This is a genomic window from Stenotrophomonas sp. EMP41 (assembly GCF_047495535.1).
In the GTDB taxonomy this organism is placed as follows: Bacteria; Pseudomonadota; Gammaproteobacteria; order Xanthomonadales; family Xanthomonadaceae; genus Stenotrophomonas; species Stenotrophomonas sepilia.
In genome coordinates this window covers 1473307-1490377 of record NZ_CP179923.1, presented here as the reverse complement: position 1 = coordinate 1490377, position 17071 = coordinate 1473307, and the positions used below count along the sequence as shown (strand labels likewise).

The 17071-nt window shown below is 67.1% G+C and carries 13 protein-coding genes; 4 read left to right on the top strand and 9 right to left on the bottom strand.

Annotated features, from left to right (window positions below; all coding sequences use genetic code 11):
- Nucleotides 1-89: 89 nt before the first annotated feature.
- A complete protein-coding gene (locus tag ACMGRF_RS06815; protein WP_312547247.1) occupies nt 90-1166 on the top strand; it encodes an MBL fold metallo-hydrolase in 1077 nt (358 codons plus the stop codon).
- Between the two features lie 164 nt (nt 1167-1330).
- Nucleotides 1331-4450: a discoidin domain-containing protein gene (locus tag ACMGRF_RS06810; RefSeq protein ID WP_414485747.1), complete on the top strand. Its 3120-nt coding sequence runs from the start codon at nt 1331-1333 to the stop codon at nt 4448-4450.
- Between the two features lie 79 nt (nt 4451-4529).
- Here ACMGRF_RS06810 and ACMGRF_RS06805 read toward each other — a convergent pair whose 3' ends face one another.
- From ACMGRF_RS06805 to ACMGRF_RS06765, 9 genes are all read right to left on the bottom strand, one after another.
- On the bottom strand, nt 4530-5504 hold the full coding sequence (locus ACMGRF_RS06805) for an ABC transporter substrate-binding protein (protein ID WP_111096170.1): 975 nt from the start codon (nt 5502-5504) through the stop codon (nt 4530-4532).
- Between the two features lie 16 nt (nt 5505-5520).
- Nucleotides 5521-7266 carry an amino acid ABC transporter permease/ATP-binding protein gene (locus ACMGRF_RS06800; RefSeq protein WP_315974078.1) on the bottom strand — a complete coding sequence of 582 codons (1746 nt, stop codon included), beginning with the start codon at nt 7264-7266 and terminating at the stop codon, nt 5521-5523.
- A complete protein-coding gene (locus tag ACMGRF_RS06795) occupies nt 7263-7814 on the bottom strand; it encodes a GNAT family N-acetyltransferase (RefSeq protein WP_134709282.1) in 552 nt (183 codons plus the stop codon). Before ACMGRF_RS06795 ends, ACMGRF_RS06800 begins: the two co-directional genes overlap by 4 nt.
- On the bottom strand, nt 7811-9031 hold the full coding sequence (locus ACMGRF_RS06790; RefSeq protein ID WP_100477977.1) for a M20 aminoacylase family protein: 1221 nt from the start codon (nt 9029-9031) through the stop codon (nt 7811-7813). Before ACMGRF_RS06790 ends, ACMGRF_RS06795 begins: the two co-directional genes overlap by 4 nt.
- 4 nt (nt 9032-9035) lie before the next feature.
- Nucleotides 9036-10379 carry an LLM class flavin-dependent oxidoreductase gene (locus ACMGRF_RS06785; RefSeq protein ID WP_414485745.1) on the bottom strand — a complete coding sequence of 448 codons (1344 nt, stop codon included), beginning with the start codon at nt 10377-10379 and terminating at the stop codon, nt 9036-9038.
- Between the two features lie 19 nt (nt 10380-10398).
- On the bottom strand, nt 10399-11376 hold the full coding sequence (locus ACMGRF_RS06780) for an MsnO8 family LLM class oxidoreductase (RefSeq protein WP_414485744.1): 978 nt from the start codon (nt 11374-11376) through the stop codon (nt 10399-10401).
- 14 nt (nt 11377-11390) lie between these two features.
- The gene (locus ACMGRF_RS06775; RefSeq protein WP_049413843.1) at nt 11391-11753 is read right to left on the bottom strand and encodes a DUF3088 family protein; all 363 of its coding nucleotides are present in this window, start codon (nt 11751-11753) and stop codon (nt 11391-11393) included.
- A gap of 156 nt (nt 11754-11909) precedes the next feature.
- Nucleotides 11910-12491: an FMN reductase gene (msuE, locus tag ACMGRF_RS06770; RefSeq protein WP_099487389.1), complete on the bottom strand. Its 582-nt coding sequence runs from the start codon at nt 12489-12491 to the stop codon at nt 11910-11912.
- 81 nt (nt 12492-12572) lie between these two features.
- Nucleotides 12573-15149, bottom strand: a complete 2577-nt coding sequence (locus tag ACMGRF_RS06765) for a TonB-dependent receptor plug domain-containing protein (RefSeq protein ID WP_414485743.1) — start codon at nt 15147-15149, stop codon at nt 12573-12575.
- Between the two features lie 337 nt (nt 15150-15486).
- On the opposite strand from ACMGRF_RS06765, the gene ftrA reads away from it, so the two are divergent.
- Both ftrA and ACMGRF_RS06755 read left to right on the top strand, forming a co-directional pair.
- Entirely contained in the window at nt 15487-16488 is a 1002-nt protein-coding gene (gene ftrA, locus ACMGRF_RS06760) for a transcriptional regulator FtrA (RefSeq protein ID WP_111096163.1), read from the top strand.
- Nucleotides 16489-16582: 94 nt separating this feature from the next.
- Nucleotides 16583-17017 (top strand): BLUF domain-containing protein, encoded by a 435-nt coding sequence (locus ACMGRF_RS06755; RefSeq protein ID WP_049438695.1) that lies wholly within the window; start codon nt 16583-16585, stop codon nt 17015-17017.
- Nucleotides 17018-17071 lie beyond the last annotated feature (54 nt).

Below are 17071 nucleotides of genomic sequence, written 5' to 3'. Positions count from 1 at the left end.
ACTGAACGGATGCCTCCATTTTACACTCGGCGGTGTACTTTTGAAAAACACAAAACTACACTGTGCAGTGTACTCAGCGGACGTCACCCATGAAGCGCCTGCTCCTTGTCCTCCTGCTCGGAATCCTCGCCGTGACCGCCTACACCTTCTGCAAGTCCTGGTCCCTCCCCGACTTCCCCGATTCGCCGCAGTACCGTGATGGCAAGTTCCACAATGCCCTGCCCCGTCCGGCGATGGGCCTGCGGGACGGCGCGGAGATCTGGTGGACGTTCCTGTTCAACAAGCCCAAGGGGACCGTGCCCGCACACCCGGTTCCGGTGAAGCCGCTGGACCGCGCCACGCTGGACGCCGCACCGGATCGCAGCCTGTTCCGGCTGGGGCACTCCACGATCCTGCTGAAGCTGCGTGGCCAGTACTGGCTGACCGATCCGGTGTTCTCCGAGCGGGCCTCGCCGGTGCAGTGGATGGGGCCGGCACGCTTCCATGCACCGCCGATCAGCATCGACGCGCTGCCGCCGATCGCCGGTGTGATCCTCTCGCACAACCACTATGACCACCTGGACCATGCCGCGGTCATGCAGCTGGCCGGCAAGACCGCGCGCTTCATTGCACCGCTTGGCGTCGGCGACCAGCTGATCGCGTGGGGAGTGGATGCGCGCAAGGTCGAACAGCTGGACTGGTGGCAACCCACCGAGGCCAATGGCCTGCGCCTGACAGCCACCCCGGGCCAGCATTTTTCCGGCCGCGGCCTGGGCGACAGCGACCGCAGCCTGTGGGCCTCGTGGGTGATCCAGGACGGTGACTTCCGCATCTTCTTCAGCGGCGACACCGGCTACTTCGACGGCTTCAAGGCCATCGGCGAGAAATACGGTCCGTTCGACCTGACCATGATCGAGACCGGCGCCTATGATCCGCGCTGGGCATTCGTGCACATGCAGCCGGAACAGACGCTGCAGGCGCACCTGGACCTGCGCGGCAAGTGGCTGCTGCCGATCCACAACGGCACCTTCGATCTGGCCCTGCACGCATGGCAGCAGCCGTTCGAGCGCATCACCGCATTGGCGGCCGCAAAAAATGTACCGGTGGCCACGCCGATGATGGGCGAAGCGCTGGACATGCAGGCGCCGCAGGCGGGTACGCGCTGGTGGGAGACGGTGGAGCTGTAACAGGCGGGCGCTTGACCTGCCGGGAACCATGTAGAGCCGAGCCCTGCTCGGCTGCATCGACCACAGAAACGGTCTGCGCCGCTGCAGTGCGTCATGTAACCGATTACATCCCTTGCTAGCGTAGCGCTCGCCCGATTCCGGCCGAACCTGCGAGGCAGTCCGTAATGACGTTGCGCGCCAAACGCTCCAAGGTCTCCACCCTGCTTTTCCCGTTGCGCCCTGCCGCCGCCCTGCTGCTCGTCGCCCTGGCGTCCTCCGCGCAGGCCCAGACGCTCCCGCCGCGCAGCCAATGGCAGGCCAGCAGTTCCTCGCAGCAGGTACCGGCGATGGCGATCAGCCACCTGATCGACGGCGACCCGAAGACCGTCACCGGCGGTGCATTCAGTCCGGGCCACTGGTTCCAGATCGATCTGGGCGCGCCGGCGATGCTGGCGGGCGCACGGCTCACCTGGGATGTCTCCAACCCGGAGGGCTATTCACTGCAGACCTCGCTGGACGGCAGGCAGTGGCAGACCGCGTACACCATGGCCGATTCGCTGGGCGATGTGGAAACGCTGTACTTCGCGCCGCGGCAGGCGCGCTACCTGCGGCTGGCCAGCCCGCAGCGCACGTCCGACTGGGGCGTGTCGATCTTCGAGATGGAGCCTCTGGACAGCACGCTCAGCGCACGCCTCAGCGGTATCGATGCAGCGCAGGCGGCGGCGCTCTGGCAGGGCGGCGGCACCGTCGCGATTCCGGCCGGAAAAGGTGGATCCCATACGCTCGAGATCCTGCTGCCTCGCGCCCAGTCCACGGCCGGTCTGGCGGTCGACTGGGCCGATGGCGAGCGCGGCGCCGCCCGCTTGCAGGTGCAGGACGCACAAGGCCGCTGGCAGGACCTCGCACACGATGCACAGGCGGCCAATCATCGGCAGAGTTGGCTGGCTGCTGACACGGCACAACCTCTACGTGCTTTCCGCCTGAGCGTGGACGGCGCTGCGCCGCAGATCGCACGCCTGCGCCTGCTCGGTCCGAAAGCCGTGATGACGCCGATGAAGCGGTATCAGATCGTTGCCAGCGGCGCCCAGCGCGCGTTGTTCCCGGCCTCGCTGCAGATGCAGCAGACCTACTGGACGGCCGTGGGTGTGCATGCAGGACGACAGAAATCGATCTTCGACGAGTACGGCAACCTGGAAGCCTTCAAGGGCGCACCGCTGGTGCAGCCCGTCTGGCGCAGTGCTGATGGCCTGCCCGCCGGCGCCGCCGGGCAGACCATGCAGCATGCCCTGCGCGACGGCTGGAAGCCGATGCCCTCCGCCACCTGGTCACCGCAACCCGGCCTGCAGCTGCGCAGTGAAGTATTCGCCATCGAGCGCGATGGCCAGCCGGTGACCTTCCTGCGGCATCGCCTGCAGAACACGGGAAGCACGAAGATCGAGGGCACGCTCAGCCTCGTGGTGCGCCCGATGCAGATGAATCCGCCGTGGCAGAACGGCGGGTTGTCCCCGATCCGCGAGGTGACCATCGATGGGCAGGCCCTGCGTATCAATGGCCGCACGCTGCTGCAGTCGCTCACGCCGGTGGCTGCGTCGGGCGCGGCGCCATTCGGCAAGGATGGCGCAACGGAGATCACCGCGACCCTCGCTGCCGGCCAGCTGCCTTCCACGCAACAGGCGCGCGACGACCAGGGGCTTGCCTCGGCTGCATTGAACTACCGCGTCTCGTTGGCGCCGGGAACCAGTGATGCCATCGTGGTCGCGTTCCCGTTGGGAACCGCCGCCGCCGATGCCAATGGCGTGCTGCCCGAAGCGCCTGCGCTGGATCTGACCACGCTGCCCCGCGATGCCAATGCGGCGTTTGATTCACTGGCCACGCAGGCGTCTGCGGACTGGCAGGCACGGCTGGGTCAGGTCGGCCTGCGCCTGCCCGATCCGTCGCTGGTGGACATGCTGCGCGCGCAGGCCGCCTACATGCTGATCAACCAGACCGGTCCAGCCATGCAGCCCGGCCCGCGCAACTACAACCGGTCCTTCATCCGCGACGGCATGGCCACCTCGGCGGTGCTGCTGCGGATGGGCGAAGCCCGCGTGGCGCGCGACTACCTGGCCTGGTACAGCGAACACGGCGTGCATGCCAACGGCCTGGTCTCACCGATCCTCAACGACGATGGCAGCGTCAACACCGGCTTTGGATCGGACATCGAGTACGACAGTCAGGGCCAGTACGTCGCGCTGGTGGCCGATGTCGCGCGCCTGGACGGCGGCCCCGAGTCTGTGCGTGGCTATCTGCCGAAAGTGAAAGCGGCGCTGCGCTTCCTGCAGGAACTGCGCGAGCGCACGCTGGTGCCCGGTTACAAGGCTGACCAGCCTTCGCCGGAACGGTTCGCGGGCATTCTTGCGCCGTCGATCAGCCATGAGGGCTACCCCTCGCCCACCCACAGCTATTGGGATGACTATTGGGGCCTGAAGGGCTGGCACGACGGCGCCTGGCTGGCCGAATCGCTGGGCGACCACCAGACCGCAGCCTGGGCGCGCGAACAATACACGCTGCTCTACGACGCACTGCATGCCTCGATCCGGGCGACGATGGCGTGGAAGGGCATCGACTTCATTCCCTCCTCGGCCGACCTGGGCGATGGCGATCCCACCGGCGTTTCGATCGCACTGGACCCGACCGGCGCACAGAGCGTGTTGCCCGCCGAGGCGCTGCGGACAACCTTCGCGCGTTATCTGGAGGACGTGCGCAAGCGCAGCCAGCCCGGTGCGCTGTACGCGTACACACCTTACGAGATCCGCAACGTGCTGAGTTACGTACACCTGGGCCAGCCGCAGGTCGCCGATGAGCTGCTGCAAGGGCTGCTGCATGACCGGCGCCCGCTTCAGTGGCAGGTGCTGGCCGAGGTCGTGCACTCGCGCCTGCGCTTCCCGCGCTACCTGGGCGACATGCCGCACACCTGGATCGGCGCCGAATACGGCCGCACGCTGTTCGGCATGCTGATGCGCGAAGACGATGATGCGCTCTCGCTGCTGCCGGGCACGCCCCCCTCGTGGGTGGCGGGCGATGGATTGGCGGTGGAACGCCTGCCAACCGCGTATGGCACGTTGCAGATGCAGGCGCGGCAGCAGGACGGCACGCTATCGATCACGCTGGGCAAGGGCCTGCGCAGTGGGACGGCGGTGAAGGTCTGGTGGCCGGCGCGCACGATGCCGAAGACGGTGCGTGTGGATGGGCGCGACGTTACCGCGTTCGATGCGGAGGGCGTGCGGTGGTCGAAGCCGTTCAAGACGCTGGAAGCGCGTTGGTAGAGCAGCCGAGCATGGCGCGGCTTTACAGAAGGCAGACTCCGCCTGTAGATCCATGCCATGCGTGGATGCTCCTGTAGCATCAGAGCGTCGGCAGCCCCGGCGGATTGGTCTGCGACTGCGGCACCGCCTCCTCGGCCACGTTCCAGCGCTTCAGCGCCTGCGCGTAGGTGCCGCTGCCGATCTGGGTGTTCAACGCCTGCGTCACCGCATCGGCCAGGCCGCTGCCCTTGCGCGTGGTCACCGAGATCGCCGCAGCATTCGGCCAGCCACCGGGGAACAGGCCGACGCGCCGCACCTTGCCATCGCGTGCCGAGTAGGCGCCGGTGGCATTGGGCTCGAACGAGACATCGGCGCGGCCAGTGATCACCGCCAAGCGGCCGACCACGGCGTCATCGAAGTACTGGTACTCCACCGGTTTCAGGCCGGCCGCAATGTTCTGCCGATCCCACTGCCGCAGGATCTGATCCTGGTTGGTGCTGGCGCCCACCACCACCTTCAGCCCGGCCACATCAGCGGGTTTTTCGATCTTCTGGATGGGCCCATCGCTGCGCGTGTAGATGCCCAGAAGATCGTAGCGGTAGCTGGAGAAGTCGAACTTCTTCTTGCGCTCTTCGGTCACCGTCACGTTCGACAGCACCGCATCGTACTTGCCCGATTCCAGCCCCAGCGGCCAGTCCGCCCACGCGACCGGCACGATCACCAGGTTCAGGCCCAACGCATCGGCGATCAGCCGCGCGATGTCCGGCTCGATGCCGACCACGTCCTTGCTGTCGGTGCCGTAGTCGGCAAGCGGCAGCTGCCCCGGATGGGTGGCTACGGTAAACGCACCAGGGGTGACGAACTGATAACCGGCGGGGATCAACGCCTGCGCCTTCGGGTCGAACGTGCCCTTCAGGACGGCCGTGTTCGCGCTGGCCAGGCTGGTCGCGGCCACGGTGCCTGCATCCGGTGCCTGGCGCAGGCGCGAGTAGACGATACCGGCAATGCCGATGACCAGCACCGCCACGATCAACAGGGTGCTGCGCGAGGGACGACGCGATGCTGCACGACTCATGGTGCTCCTTCCGGGGTTACAGGGTCCTGGCCAGGAAATCGGCCGTGCGTTGCTGGCGCGGCCGCTCGAATACGGCGTCGGGCGTGCCCTGCTCGATCACCCGCCCCTGGTCCATCATCACGACGTGGTCGGCCACGCGGCGGGCGAAGCTCAACTCATGGGTGACAATTACCAGCGTGGTGCCGGAGCGGGCCAGCTCCTCGATCACACTGAGCACTTCAGCCACCAGTTCCGGGTCCAGCGCAGAGGTGGGTTCGTCGAACAGCAGCACCTTCGGCTGCAGCGCCAGCGCGCGGGCAATCGCGATGCGCTGCTGCTGGCCACCGGACAGCTGGCGCGGGAAGGCATCGGCCTTGTCGGCCAGGCCGACCCGCTCCAGCAGTGTGCGCGCCTGCTGCTCGGCCTGCGCGCGCGATACACCACGTACCGCGATCGGTGCCTCGATGATGTTCTCCAGCGCGGTCAGATGCGGGAACAGGTTGAAGCCCTGGAACACCATGCCCACCTCGGCACGCCGACGGCGGATCTCGCGCTCGGGCAGTTCGTACAGGGTGTCACCGTCACGGCGGTAGCCGATCAGCTGGCCGCCGACGGTCACGTAGCCGCTGTCGGCACGCTCCAGGTGGTTGATCAGCCGCAGCAGCGTGGACTTGCCGGCGCCCGATGGGCCGATCAGCACCGTCACGCTGCCGGCGCGCAGGTCCAAATCCACATCCTCCAGCACCGGCTGCTCGCCGAACGCCTTGCTCACGCCATGCAGCGATAGCGCCGCGCCCTCGCCCGATTCGACCTGGGTGGCGATGCGCGGTCGGTGGATCAAGCGCGGCGCAGCATCGCTGTGCACGCGCAGCGGCGATGACACGCGCGACGCCGAGCGCTCGCGCTGCAGCTGGCCGCGCGCGAAGCGCTGCTCCACGCGCCGCTGCAGCAGTGAAAGTACGGTCAGGATCACCAGGTACCAGACCGTGGCCACCATCAGCAGCGGCACCACCTCCAGGTTGCGGCGGTAGATCACCTGCACGGTGTAGAACAGCTCCGGCAACGCAAGTACGTAGACCACCGAAGTGCTCTTGGCCAGGCCGATCACATCGTTGAACGCGGCCGGCAGGATCGAGCGCATCGCCTGCGGCAGGATGATGCGGCGCACCTGGCGGCCACGTGGCAGGCCCAGCGCGGCGGCGGCCTCGTACTGGCCGTGGTCAACCGACAGAATGCCGCCCCGGATCACTTCGGCCGAGAACGCGGCCTGGTTCAGGGTCAGGCCCAGCACCGCGGCAGTAAACACACCGATCAGCTGCGTGGTCGGGTACGAGAACAGGTTGATGCCGGTGAACGGCACGCCCAGCTCGATGGTGCTGTACAGGTAGCCCAGATTGTTCAGCAGCAGCAACAGCACCAGCAGCGGGATCGAGCGGAACAGCCACACGTAGCCCCACGACACCGCCGACAGCAGCGGCGAACCGGAGACGCGGGCCAGCGCCAGCAAGGTGCCCAGCGCAAAACCGAGGCCGGTGCCGAGTGCGGTCAGCAGCAGCGTCCGGCCCAGGCCTTCCAGCACCGGGCGTGCGAAGAACCACTCGGCAAAAGTGCCCCAGCCCCAGCGTGGATTGCCAAGGACTGATTGAAGGCCGATCAGGATCAGCGCGAGCGCCAGCACCGTACCAACCCCCTGCAGTGGATGCCGGGCCGGCACGATCTTCAATTCGGGCGCTGGCGCAGGACGCGCAGTGATTCCTTCAAGCGCAGACGACGGTGTACTCATGCATGGGCCCCGTGCAGCACGGCCTGCGATGGCGAAAGCACTGGCGCCGGTTGCCCAAGGTGCTTCTCGAAGGGCAGATGCGCGACGGCTTCCGGATCGGCATCCAGATCGAACAGCGCGGTGTAGCCATGGCTGAGGTAAAGGCCGACCGCCTCGGGCTGGCGGAAGCCGGTGGTCAGGAACACGCGCCGATAGCCCTGGCGTGCCGCCTGCTCTTCCAGTTCCTGAAGCACACGCCGCGCGATGCCCTGGCGGCGCACCCCCGGCAGCGTCCAGATGCGCTTGAATTCGGCGGTGTCGGGATCGCGGTGCGGCATGAAGGCACCGCCAGAGATCGCCACACCTTCGCGCAGCAGCAGCACAAACGCCCCTACCGGCGCGGCAAATGCCTGCGCCGGGTAGCGCTGCAGTTCCTCGCGGGCGCTGCCGCCGATGCGTCGACGCACATCAGCGTAGCGACTGTCGTATTCCTGCTCCAGGCCGTCGAACAACGGCCGCGCCAGCGGGTCATCGACCGAGGTATAGAGGAAGCGTTCGTCGTGGCTCATGTCGCGTCCTTCACCAGGTAGTCTTCGGCCAGTCGCGCCCACAGGCTGGCGGCGGGGGCAATGGCGGCGTCGTTGAACACATAGCGCGGGCTGTGCAGCGGTGCACTGTCACCGTTGCCGACGAACACGAAACTGCCCGGCCGCGCCTGCAGCAGGAACGCGAAATCCTCGCTGGCCGTGCGCGGCGCAAACTCGGGAACGATCTGTTCGGCACCGAAGCCCTGCACCGCTACTTCGCGGATGTAGGCGGTCTGCTGCGGGTGATTGATCACACTGGGAAAACCGCGCGGGAACTCGATCTCGGCGCGCGCGCCGAACGCGGCGGCGGTCTGCTCGGCAAGTTCAGTGACCCGCCGCCGCAGCGTGTCGCGCACTTCCGGCAGATAGGCGCGCACGGTCAGCTTCAGCTCGACCACGTCCGGAATCACGTTGGCGGCCTGCCCGCCGTGAATCGAGCCAACCGTAACCACGCCCATCTGCCGCGGGTCGACATTGCGCGACACCACACTCTGCAATGCGGTGACGATATGCGCCGCCGCCAGGATCGGGTCCACGCTGCCCTGCGGCTCGGCACCGTGGCCGCCCTTGCCGATCACCTTCAGCCGCGCCCAGTCGACCGACGCCATCGCCGGGCCGTCGACGAAGCCGAAGTGGCCGACCGGTACGCCGGGCCAGTTGTGCAGCCCATAGATCGCATCCACCGGGAAGCGCTCGAACAGGCCGTCGGCAATCATCTTCGATGCGCCCGAACCCGTCTCCTCTGCAGGCTGGAATACCAGCTGCAGGGTGCCGTCGATATTGCCGTGATGGGCCAGGTAATGCGCGGCGGACAGCAGGATGGCGGTATGGCCATCGTGACCGCAGGCATGCATCAGGCCCTCGGTCTGGCTGGCGTAGGCCAGGCCCGAGTCCTCGTGAATCGGCAGCGCATCGATGTCCGCACGCAGGCCAAGGCAACGACTGCCCTGCCCGCGCTGCAACGTGCCGACCACGCCGGTGCCGCCGAGACCGGTGGTCACCTCATAGCCCCACTGCTGCAGCAACTCGGCCACACGGGCGCTGGTGCGGTGCTCCTCGAAGGCCAGCTCCGGGTGGCGGTGCAGGTCATGGCGGATCGCGATGGTGGCCTCGGCGCGTGCCGCGATCTCCGGCAATATGCCGCTGGTTGGGGAAGTCCGCCCGGCGTGGCCCGGCGCTACCGCGGTTTCTCCGCTCATCGCCTTATCCTGCCTTCCGTGCCGGTTCGGCATCGGTCGCATAGCGGCTGGCCTTGTACGGCAGGCCCAGATGGTCGCGCAGGGTCTGCCCTTCCAACTCGCGCTGGTGGTAGCCGCGCGCCTGCAGGATCGGCAGTACCTGGGTCACGAAATCGTCCAGGCCCTCGCGCTGCGCGGCAAAGCCCAGGATGAAGCCGTCGCTGGCACCAGCATCGAACCAGCGGATCAACTCATCGGCCACGTGCTCCGGCGTACCGATGAAGTCCGGTCGCGGGCTCACCGCCTCCAATGCCACCTGGCGCAGGCTCAGCCCCTTTTCTCGCGCATCCTGCTTGATGCGATTGGTGGTGGAACGGAACGAGTTGCTGCCGATTCCACCCAGCTCCGGGAAGGCAGCATCCGGGTCGTACTGGCTGAAATCATGATGGTCGAAGAAGCGGCCGAGATAGGCCAGCGCATCCTCCAGCGTGGCCAGCGCGGCAATCGCCTGGTACTTGGCTTCAGCCTCCTCGACGGTACGGCCGACGATGGGGCCGATGCCCGGGAAGATCTTCACGTCGTTGCCGCTGCGACCATGCGCGATCGCCGAGTTCTTCACCTTCTGGGTGAACGCGCGGGTTTCTTCCAGCGACGGCGAATGGGTAAACACCGCGTCGGCATACTTGCCGGCCAGCGCGATGCCATCGTCGGACGAACCGGCCTGGAAGATCACCGGTTGGCCCTGTGGCGAACGCTGGATGTTGAGCGGCCCTTCCACCTGGAAGAAGCGGCCTTTGTGGTCGAGCCGGCGGAATTTTTCCGGTGCGAAGAACGTGCCGCTGTCGCGCTCGCGCACGAACGCGTCGTCATCCCACGAATCCCACAACCCCTGCACCACCTCCAGGTATTCGTCGGCGATCTGGTAGCGCAGCGCATGCTCCGGATGGGGGCGGCCGTAGTTGCGGCCGGAACCTTCCAGTGGCGAGGTCACCACGTTCCAGCCGGCGCGGCCGCCGCTGAGCAGGTCCAGCGAGGCGAACTGGCGGGCCACGGTGAACGGATCGCTGTAGGAGGTCGACAGCGTACCGGCCAGGCCGATCTTCTTCGTCGCCGTGGCCAACGCCGACAGCAGCGAGATCGGCTCGAAGCGGTTGAGGAAGTGTGGGATCGACTTCTCGTTGATGTACAGGCCGTCGGCCACGAAGCCGAAGGCGATGCCGTTGTCCTCGGCGGTGCGCGCGATGTCGATGTAGAACTGCAGGTTGACGCTGGCATCAGCCGGATTGGACGGATGCTTCCAGGCATGCATGTGGCTGCCGGGACCCTGCAGCATGATGCCGAACGGAATGTGGCGCGGGGTCGTGCTCATTGGGGATCGCTCCTGCAGGTCAGGCCACCGCCGCGCGCGGCGCGGGCGACAGCAGTTCGAGGGATGTCAGGCGTGCGTCGAGGTCGGCCACCGGCGCGTCGAGAATGAACTCGCCTACGCCGAAACGCCGGTGCAGCGCGTCCAGTTCGCCGCGTACGTGCTGCGCATCACCGGACAGCACGCTGGGGCGCGTTTCCTCGATGCGGAAGTCGGCCACGCCCACCTGGCGCGCATACTCGGCAGCCGCATCGGGGCTGGGCAGGTTCACCGCCTGCCCGGGACCAAGGTGCAGCTTGTAGACGCGCAGCGCACCGATATGCCGCGCAGCCGCTTCGGCCGTAGGTGCGGCGAAGGCCACCGTGGCCAGCAGCGGGGGCTGCGTAGCGGCACTGCGATAGGCATCGAACGCGGCCTCGATGTGCTTCGGCTCGCCATCGAAGTGCGCGGCATACACGAAGCGCCAGCCCAGTTCGGCTGCTTGCTTCGCGCTCTGTGGGCTGGCACCGAGCAGGAAGCGCTCCGGCGCCTGCTGTGGAATCGGGCGCGCCAGCGCCTCGGATGCGGCATCGGACAGATAGCCCTCCAGGTCGCGCAGCTGCTGGTCGAAATCGGCGAACGCCGGGCGCCCCGCCGCCAGCGCGGCGGTCGATGCCGGCAGGCCACCGGGCGCCTTGCCCACGCCCAGATCCACGCGCCCCGGCGCCAACGCCGCCAGCAGGTTGAAGTTCTCTGCAACCTTGTACGGCGCATAGTGGCGCAGCATCACCCCGCCACTGCCGATGCGGATGCGCCGGGTCTGCGCCAGCACCCAGGCCGCCAGCACTTCCGGCGCCGGGCTGGCAAGCGCCGGAGCGGCATGATGCTCGGCGAACCAGTACCGGTGATAGCCCAGCTGCTCGGCGCGCTGCGCCAACTGCAGGCTGTTGCGCAGCGCCTGCTCTGGCGAGGCGCCTTCGGCCACCGGGCTCTTGTCCAGGACGCTGATCAGATAGCTCATGGTCGTGTCCTCGCTCAGGGATGGGCCACGGGGATGCCAAGCAATCCGTTCAGCGCCGCCAGGATCGGCTCGGCACCGGAAACGTACTGGCGATCCTGGTGGGCACCACTGGCCAGCGCGCTGTGCACGCCCTGCGGCAGCACCAGCTTCGGCAGCGACTGGTCCTGCTCGCCAATCTCCGCGATCACCTCGCGACGTGGTCGTGCGAAGCCGATGCGACGTACGTCCAGCTGCGCGTCGAGGCCGTCGATGCTCGACAGCGCCCCTTCCAGCAGCAGGCTGTGCCGGCAGAAGAAGCGCTGGCCAGGAATCTGGCCATCCTCGAACTCGCGGTCGAGCAGGAACAGGATGGGTTTGCTTGCTGCGTCGAGCGTCATTGGGGGGTCCTCATCTGGGCCGGCAATGCGGTGCCGCTTCGATTTCGATGCTAGGGATGCCGGTGCTTGCGGTGGCGGTGCCAGGCGACAATCGGCGGTCAGATCCGGCCACGCAGATGCGCCTTGGCCATAAGCAAAGCGCCGCCGGTTATGGCATCAGGCGATGCGTCGCAGCGGCGCAGGTGCTGCCAGCGCCTGCGCAGCCAGATGCCCGGCCGCCCGCTCGGTCGCCAGCGCGATGCGGGCCTGCAACGCTGCACTGTTGATGTGCTCGCCATCGAAGTCAGCCGGTGTGGCATACACCCCGATCGGCAGCGTGTGGGCCTGCAGGAAACTGAACAATGGCCGCAACTGGTGGTCGATCACCAGTGCATGACGCTCGCTGCCACCGGTCGCCGCCAGCAGCACCGGTGTATCCACCAGCGCCTCCAGCTCGATGAAGTCGACCAGGTGCTTGAACAGCCCTGGGTACGAACCGCGATGCACCGGCGCGGCGACCACCAGCAGTTCGGCGGTCTCGATGGTCTGCAGCGCCTGTTCCACCGCCGGCTCCACTTCACTGCGCGACAGCGACTGCCCCACTGAGCGCGCGATCGGCGCCAGCTCCAGCAGCTCCACGCTGGCGTGCACCCGCTGCTGCAGCGACGCCAACAGATGCCGCACCAGCAGCAACGTGCGCGACGTCGCCGAGCTGGTCGGTGACCCCACCACTGCAACCACCCTCAATGCAGAAGACATGAACTGCTCCTCGATGATGCCGGACCCTGTCCGGCCGCCTTTCGCGTTTTGTAGAGCCGCGCCATGCTCGGCTCCTCCACATCAGAACCGGTAATTGATCCGCCCGTACCAGAACGTCCCGATCCGGCTCAGCACGTCGCCCGAATCCCACGTCGTCTCGATGCTGGCCACATCGGTAGCACTGCGCGCGTACTCCGGCACCCTGCGGGTGCGCTTGTCGAACACGTTGTTGATGCCCAGCGCCGCGCTCCAGCCCGCACCCAGCTCCACGGCACCGGACAGGTTGGTCACCAGCACCGGCGGCTGCTTGTACTCCACGCCGTTGTTCAGGCGCTTGATCGGGCCGTAGTAGGTAACGTCGACATTCGAGCGCCAGCGCCCGTTCTGCCAGCCCAGCCCGGCCACCTGCGTATAGCGGGGCGTGCGGAAGCGCAGCGCGTATTCGCTGCTCTTGGTCAGCAGGTTGATGTTGGGCAGCCCCTGCAGCGCCGCCGGAATATCACTGACCTTCCGGATCGTGGTGCGGCCGACGTTGGCCGCATAGCTCCAGCGCAGCTTGCCCCACGCCGTTTGCTGGTTCGCTTCCAGGGTCAGCTCGACACCGCGTGTGCGGGTATTGCCCACATTGGTGAAGTAGCTGGCGTAGAACGCATCACCCGGCAGGATGCTGATGCCGGCCGAACCCAGCAGCGCATCGATGGTGTTCTTCTGCGCCGCAGTCAGCACCGTGCCGCTGTTGTCGGTGATGCGCGCTGGATCCTGCGCGTTGTAGCCGACCTGGCTGGACTGGCCGAGCTGGCCACGGATGTCGATCTGGTACGCATCCACTGCCAAGTGGAACGCCGGGCTCGGATCCCAGGTCACGCCCAGGCTGTAGTTGGTGGCCTTTTCCGGCTTCAGCGGTGTGGCACCCAACGCAATCGCCGCCGGCGAAGACACCTGCGCCACCAGCGTGGTCCCGCACGGGCAGCTGCCGGTGGCCTGGTAGAACTGCGCGCCCAGGCTGGGGGCATGGAAGCCGTTGCTGGCCGTGGCGCGCACGCCCAGCGCGTCAGTGAAGTCGAAGCGCGTGGTCAGGCGACCGGTGGAAACGCTGCCGAAGTCGGAATGGTCTTCCCAGCGCGCGGCGGCATCCAGGTACCAGCGCGAGGTGATGTTGGTGGCCGCACCCACGTACACTGCCTTGCTGTTGCGAGTAGCCTTCACCGCATCGGCAGTCGAATAGCCGACGAAGGCGGCGGCACCGAAGCCGGTGTACGACTCCCACTGCCCTGCCCCGCGCTCGTACTGTTCATGCTGGTACTCGGCGCCGGCGCTCACTTCCAGCGGCGAAGCGAATGCCGCCACCTCGAAGCCACGTCGCAGGTCCAGGTTGGCGATGCCCTGCTGGTAGTCCAGCTTGCCATCATAGAAATCGGTGGGCGAACCGGGGTACGGCAGCGAGTAGTTCACCGAATTGCGGGTATACGTGCGCACCGTGCTGCGGTTGCCGGTCAGGCTGGCGTCGTAGTCCCAACCTACGATCTGGCCTTTCACACCTGCAGTACCTGTGTACTGCTTCTCCTTGGTTTCCAGCACCGGCAGGAAGCCATCGGGAAATACGCTCAGCACGCCCGGCGCCTTGTAGGTGGTGAAGATGGTCGCCGGCAGGCGGAAGTTCTGGATCGCCTGCGCGGTGCGATCACTGGCGGTGGCATTGGCGTAGAACTGCGCGCTGTCGCCCAGGCCATGGCCCACGTTCACCGCAAACGCCTTCAACGCATACGATGGCGAACTGAGGATGGTGTTGGCCTCGGCATCGCGGCTGGCCTCGGCCGGGTTCGGCGATGCGCCGGCCGGCAACCGGTTGTTCGGACGCAGTGCGACCAGGTTACCGTTGGCATCCACCGCCGGATAGCTCAGATAGCCATCGATGTAACGGCGGGTACGGATCGCGTGGTGCTGCCGCGTGGTCTCGCCAGACAGGTTGACGAAGCCATCGGCGCCCCACGGCAGACCCACGTTGGCACGCACGCTGGTGCGCGAGCCATCGCCATCAATGCTCTGCCCGCTTTCCACGGCGAGCTCGCCACCGTGCGCCTGCGACTTCAGGATCACGTTGACCACGCCGGTGATCGCGTCCGAACCATAGATGGCCGACGCGCCATCGCGCAGCACTTCCACATGGTCGATGGCCGAGACAGGAATCAGCGCCAGGTCGGCCCAGGCATGGCCCGGGAAGCCGCCGCCGTTGGCACCGCTCACATAGGCACTGGCATTGCGGCGCTTGCCGTTCACCAGCACCAGCGTGTAACCCGGCGACAGATTGCGCAGCTGGTAGCCACGGATCAGGCTCTCCTGGTCGCTCTGGTAGCCACCGATCTGGCTCAGCGACGGCAGGCTGCGCTGCAATGCTTCCAGCAGGTTGCCCTGGCCGGTTGCAGCAAGATCCTCTGCGGAAATCACATCGATCGGTGTGGAGCTGTTCTTCACCGTGCGCGTGCTGGTGCGCGACCCGGTAACGACCACCGCATCCAGCGTGGACGCAGCCACGTTGGCTGTCGCGGCGGTCGCAGCGGGATCGGCATCGGCTTCAGCCGCGTGGCCAGGCGATGCGGCCAGAACGGAGGCGATCACGACGGCGAGAGTGTTCAGCACAGGGGCATGGGCAGCAGGCATGGGGGCTCGTGGGAGTGGGCCGGAAACACGCTTCCATTCAAGGGCCTGTTCACCCGCGGCAACAGGCGGGATCGCGTCACCCTGCCGTAACATCCGGCCACCCACATGACAGCTGGTAATGACGTTAGACGGCCGCACCGGTGCGCTGCTGCCTGCAGGGCCGAGCCCACGCTCGGCTGCTCTTCGCGACGGCGTCAGATGCATCCCCCCGCCGGCACTGAGCCGAGCGTGGGCGCGGGTCTACAGGAAGGGAGCGACCGCTCCATATGCCTGCCCGGCATCACCTCATGCCCGCGCAGCACTCAGCGCCACGCACCGCCACCCGTAGCATCAAGCCATGCCCAGCCCACCCGCCGATCCCAGCGCACCGCTCGTCGCCATCGTTGCCTGCCACGGCCAGGGGCTGTTCGAGTTCGGCTGCGCGGTTGGCCTGTTCGCACCGGTGCGGCCGGAACTGGGCGTGGCCTGGTACCGCACCCAGCTGTGCGCAGGCGAGCCCGGCGCGCTGCGCATGCTCGGTAATGCGCAGGTGCAGCTGCCCTACGATCTCAGCACGGTCGATGACGCCGACATCATCGTCATCCCCGGCTGGCGCGAGCCCAGCGAACGCCCGCCACAGGCGCTGCTCGATGCACTCGTCCGTGCGCATGCCCGTGGCGCGCGCATCACCTCGATCTGCTCCGGCGCCTTCGTGCTGGCCTGGGCCGGGCTGCTCGATGGCCGCCAGGCCACCACGCACTGGCGCCTCACCGAAGCACTCGCACGCGACTTCCCGCGCATCGACGTCCGCGAGGATGTGCTGTACGTGGATACCGGCAGCATCATCACTTCGGCCGGCTCGGCCACCGGCATGGACATGATGCTGCACATGGTGCGCAAGGATTACGGCGCGCGCGTGGCCAACCTGGTTGCCGAACGGCTGGTGCTGGCGCCGTGGCGCGACGCCGGGCGCAGCCAGCGCGTCAGCCGTGCCATTCCCAACGGCGAGCCCACGCGGCTGGCGAAACTGATGGAATGGATGCGCCACAACCTGCGCGAGCCGCACTCGCTCGGCAGCCTCGCCGAGCAGGCGGCCCTGAGCCAGCGCACCCTGCAGCGGCAGTTCCTGGAGGCCACCGGCCTTTCGCCGATCGACTGGCTGATCCGCGAGCGCGTTGCGTTCGCCCGCGAGCTGCTGGAAACCACTGATCGGCCGCTGCAGTGGATTGCCGAGCAGGCCGGCTTTGGTTCGCAGGAGTCGTTCCGCCGGCACTTCCGCGGCCAGGTCGACGCCAGTCCTGCCGAGTACCGCAACCAGCACCGCAGCGGTCTCGGTGCCGACCGCCTGGTGGGCTGTTGACCCGGTGCGCTGTGCCAGGCGTGGCGTGAGCAAAGCCTCACGACGGTGCGGGCTTGCGTGCGTATAGTGACATGCGTCACAAGAAGCCCCTTCCATGCTCCATGCATTTGCTTACTCCAGCCGCATGTCGGCTGGGCTGTCCAATCAAGCCCTCCGCCAGATCATCTCGCAATCTGCCGCGTTCAATCGCCGGGTGGACATTACCGGTGCGCTGATCGTCGACGGGCAGCGGTTTTTCCAATACATCGAAGGCCCGCCCGACGGCCTGGCGGCGGTCAGGCGCCGTATCCAGGACAGCCGTTCGCACGCCGCCATCGCCCCCGTGCTGGACATGGCAATCGGCGCACGCGCCGTACCCTACTGGGCGATGACCTGCATCGAGACCGGACAGATCGTGGTATCCGGCCTGGTGAATGCGCGCTGGGACGAGTTCGGCCACGCCATCCCGGGCATGGACCAGCTCGTCGGCCTGCTGCGTCCGCATTTTCCACGCGTCGGCACCGTCGGCGCGACACGCGCAAACGCCTGATACACACTGAACCGTCGCCTTGCACGCGCACGCCGACGCGGCCGCACGTTGCGT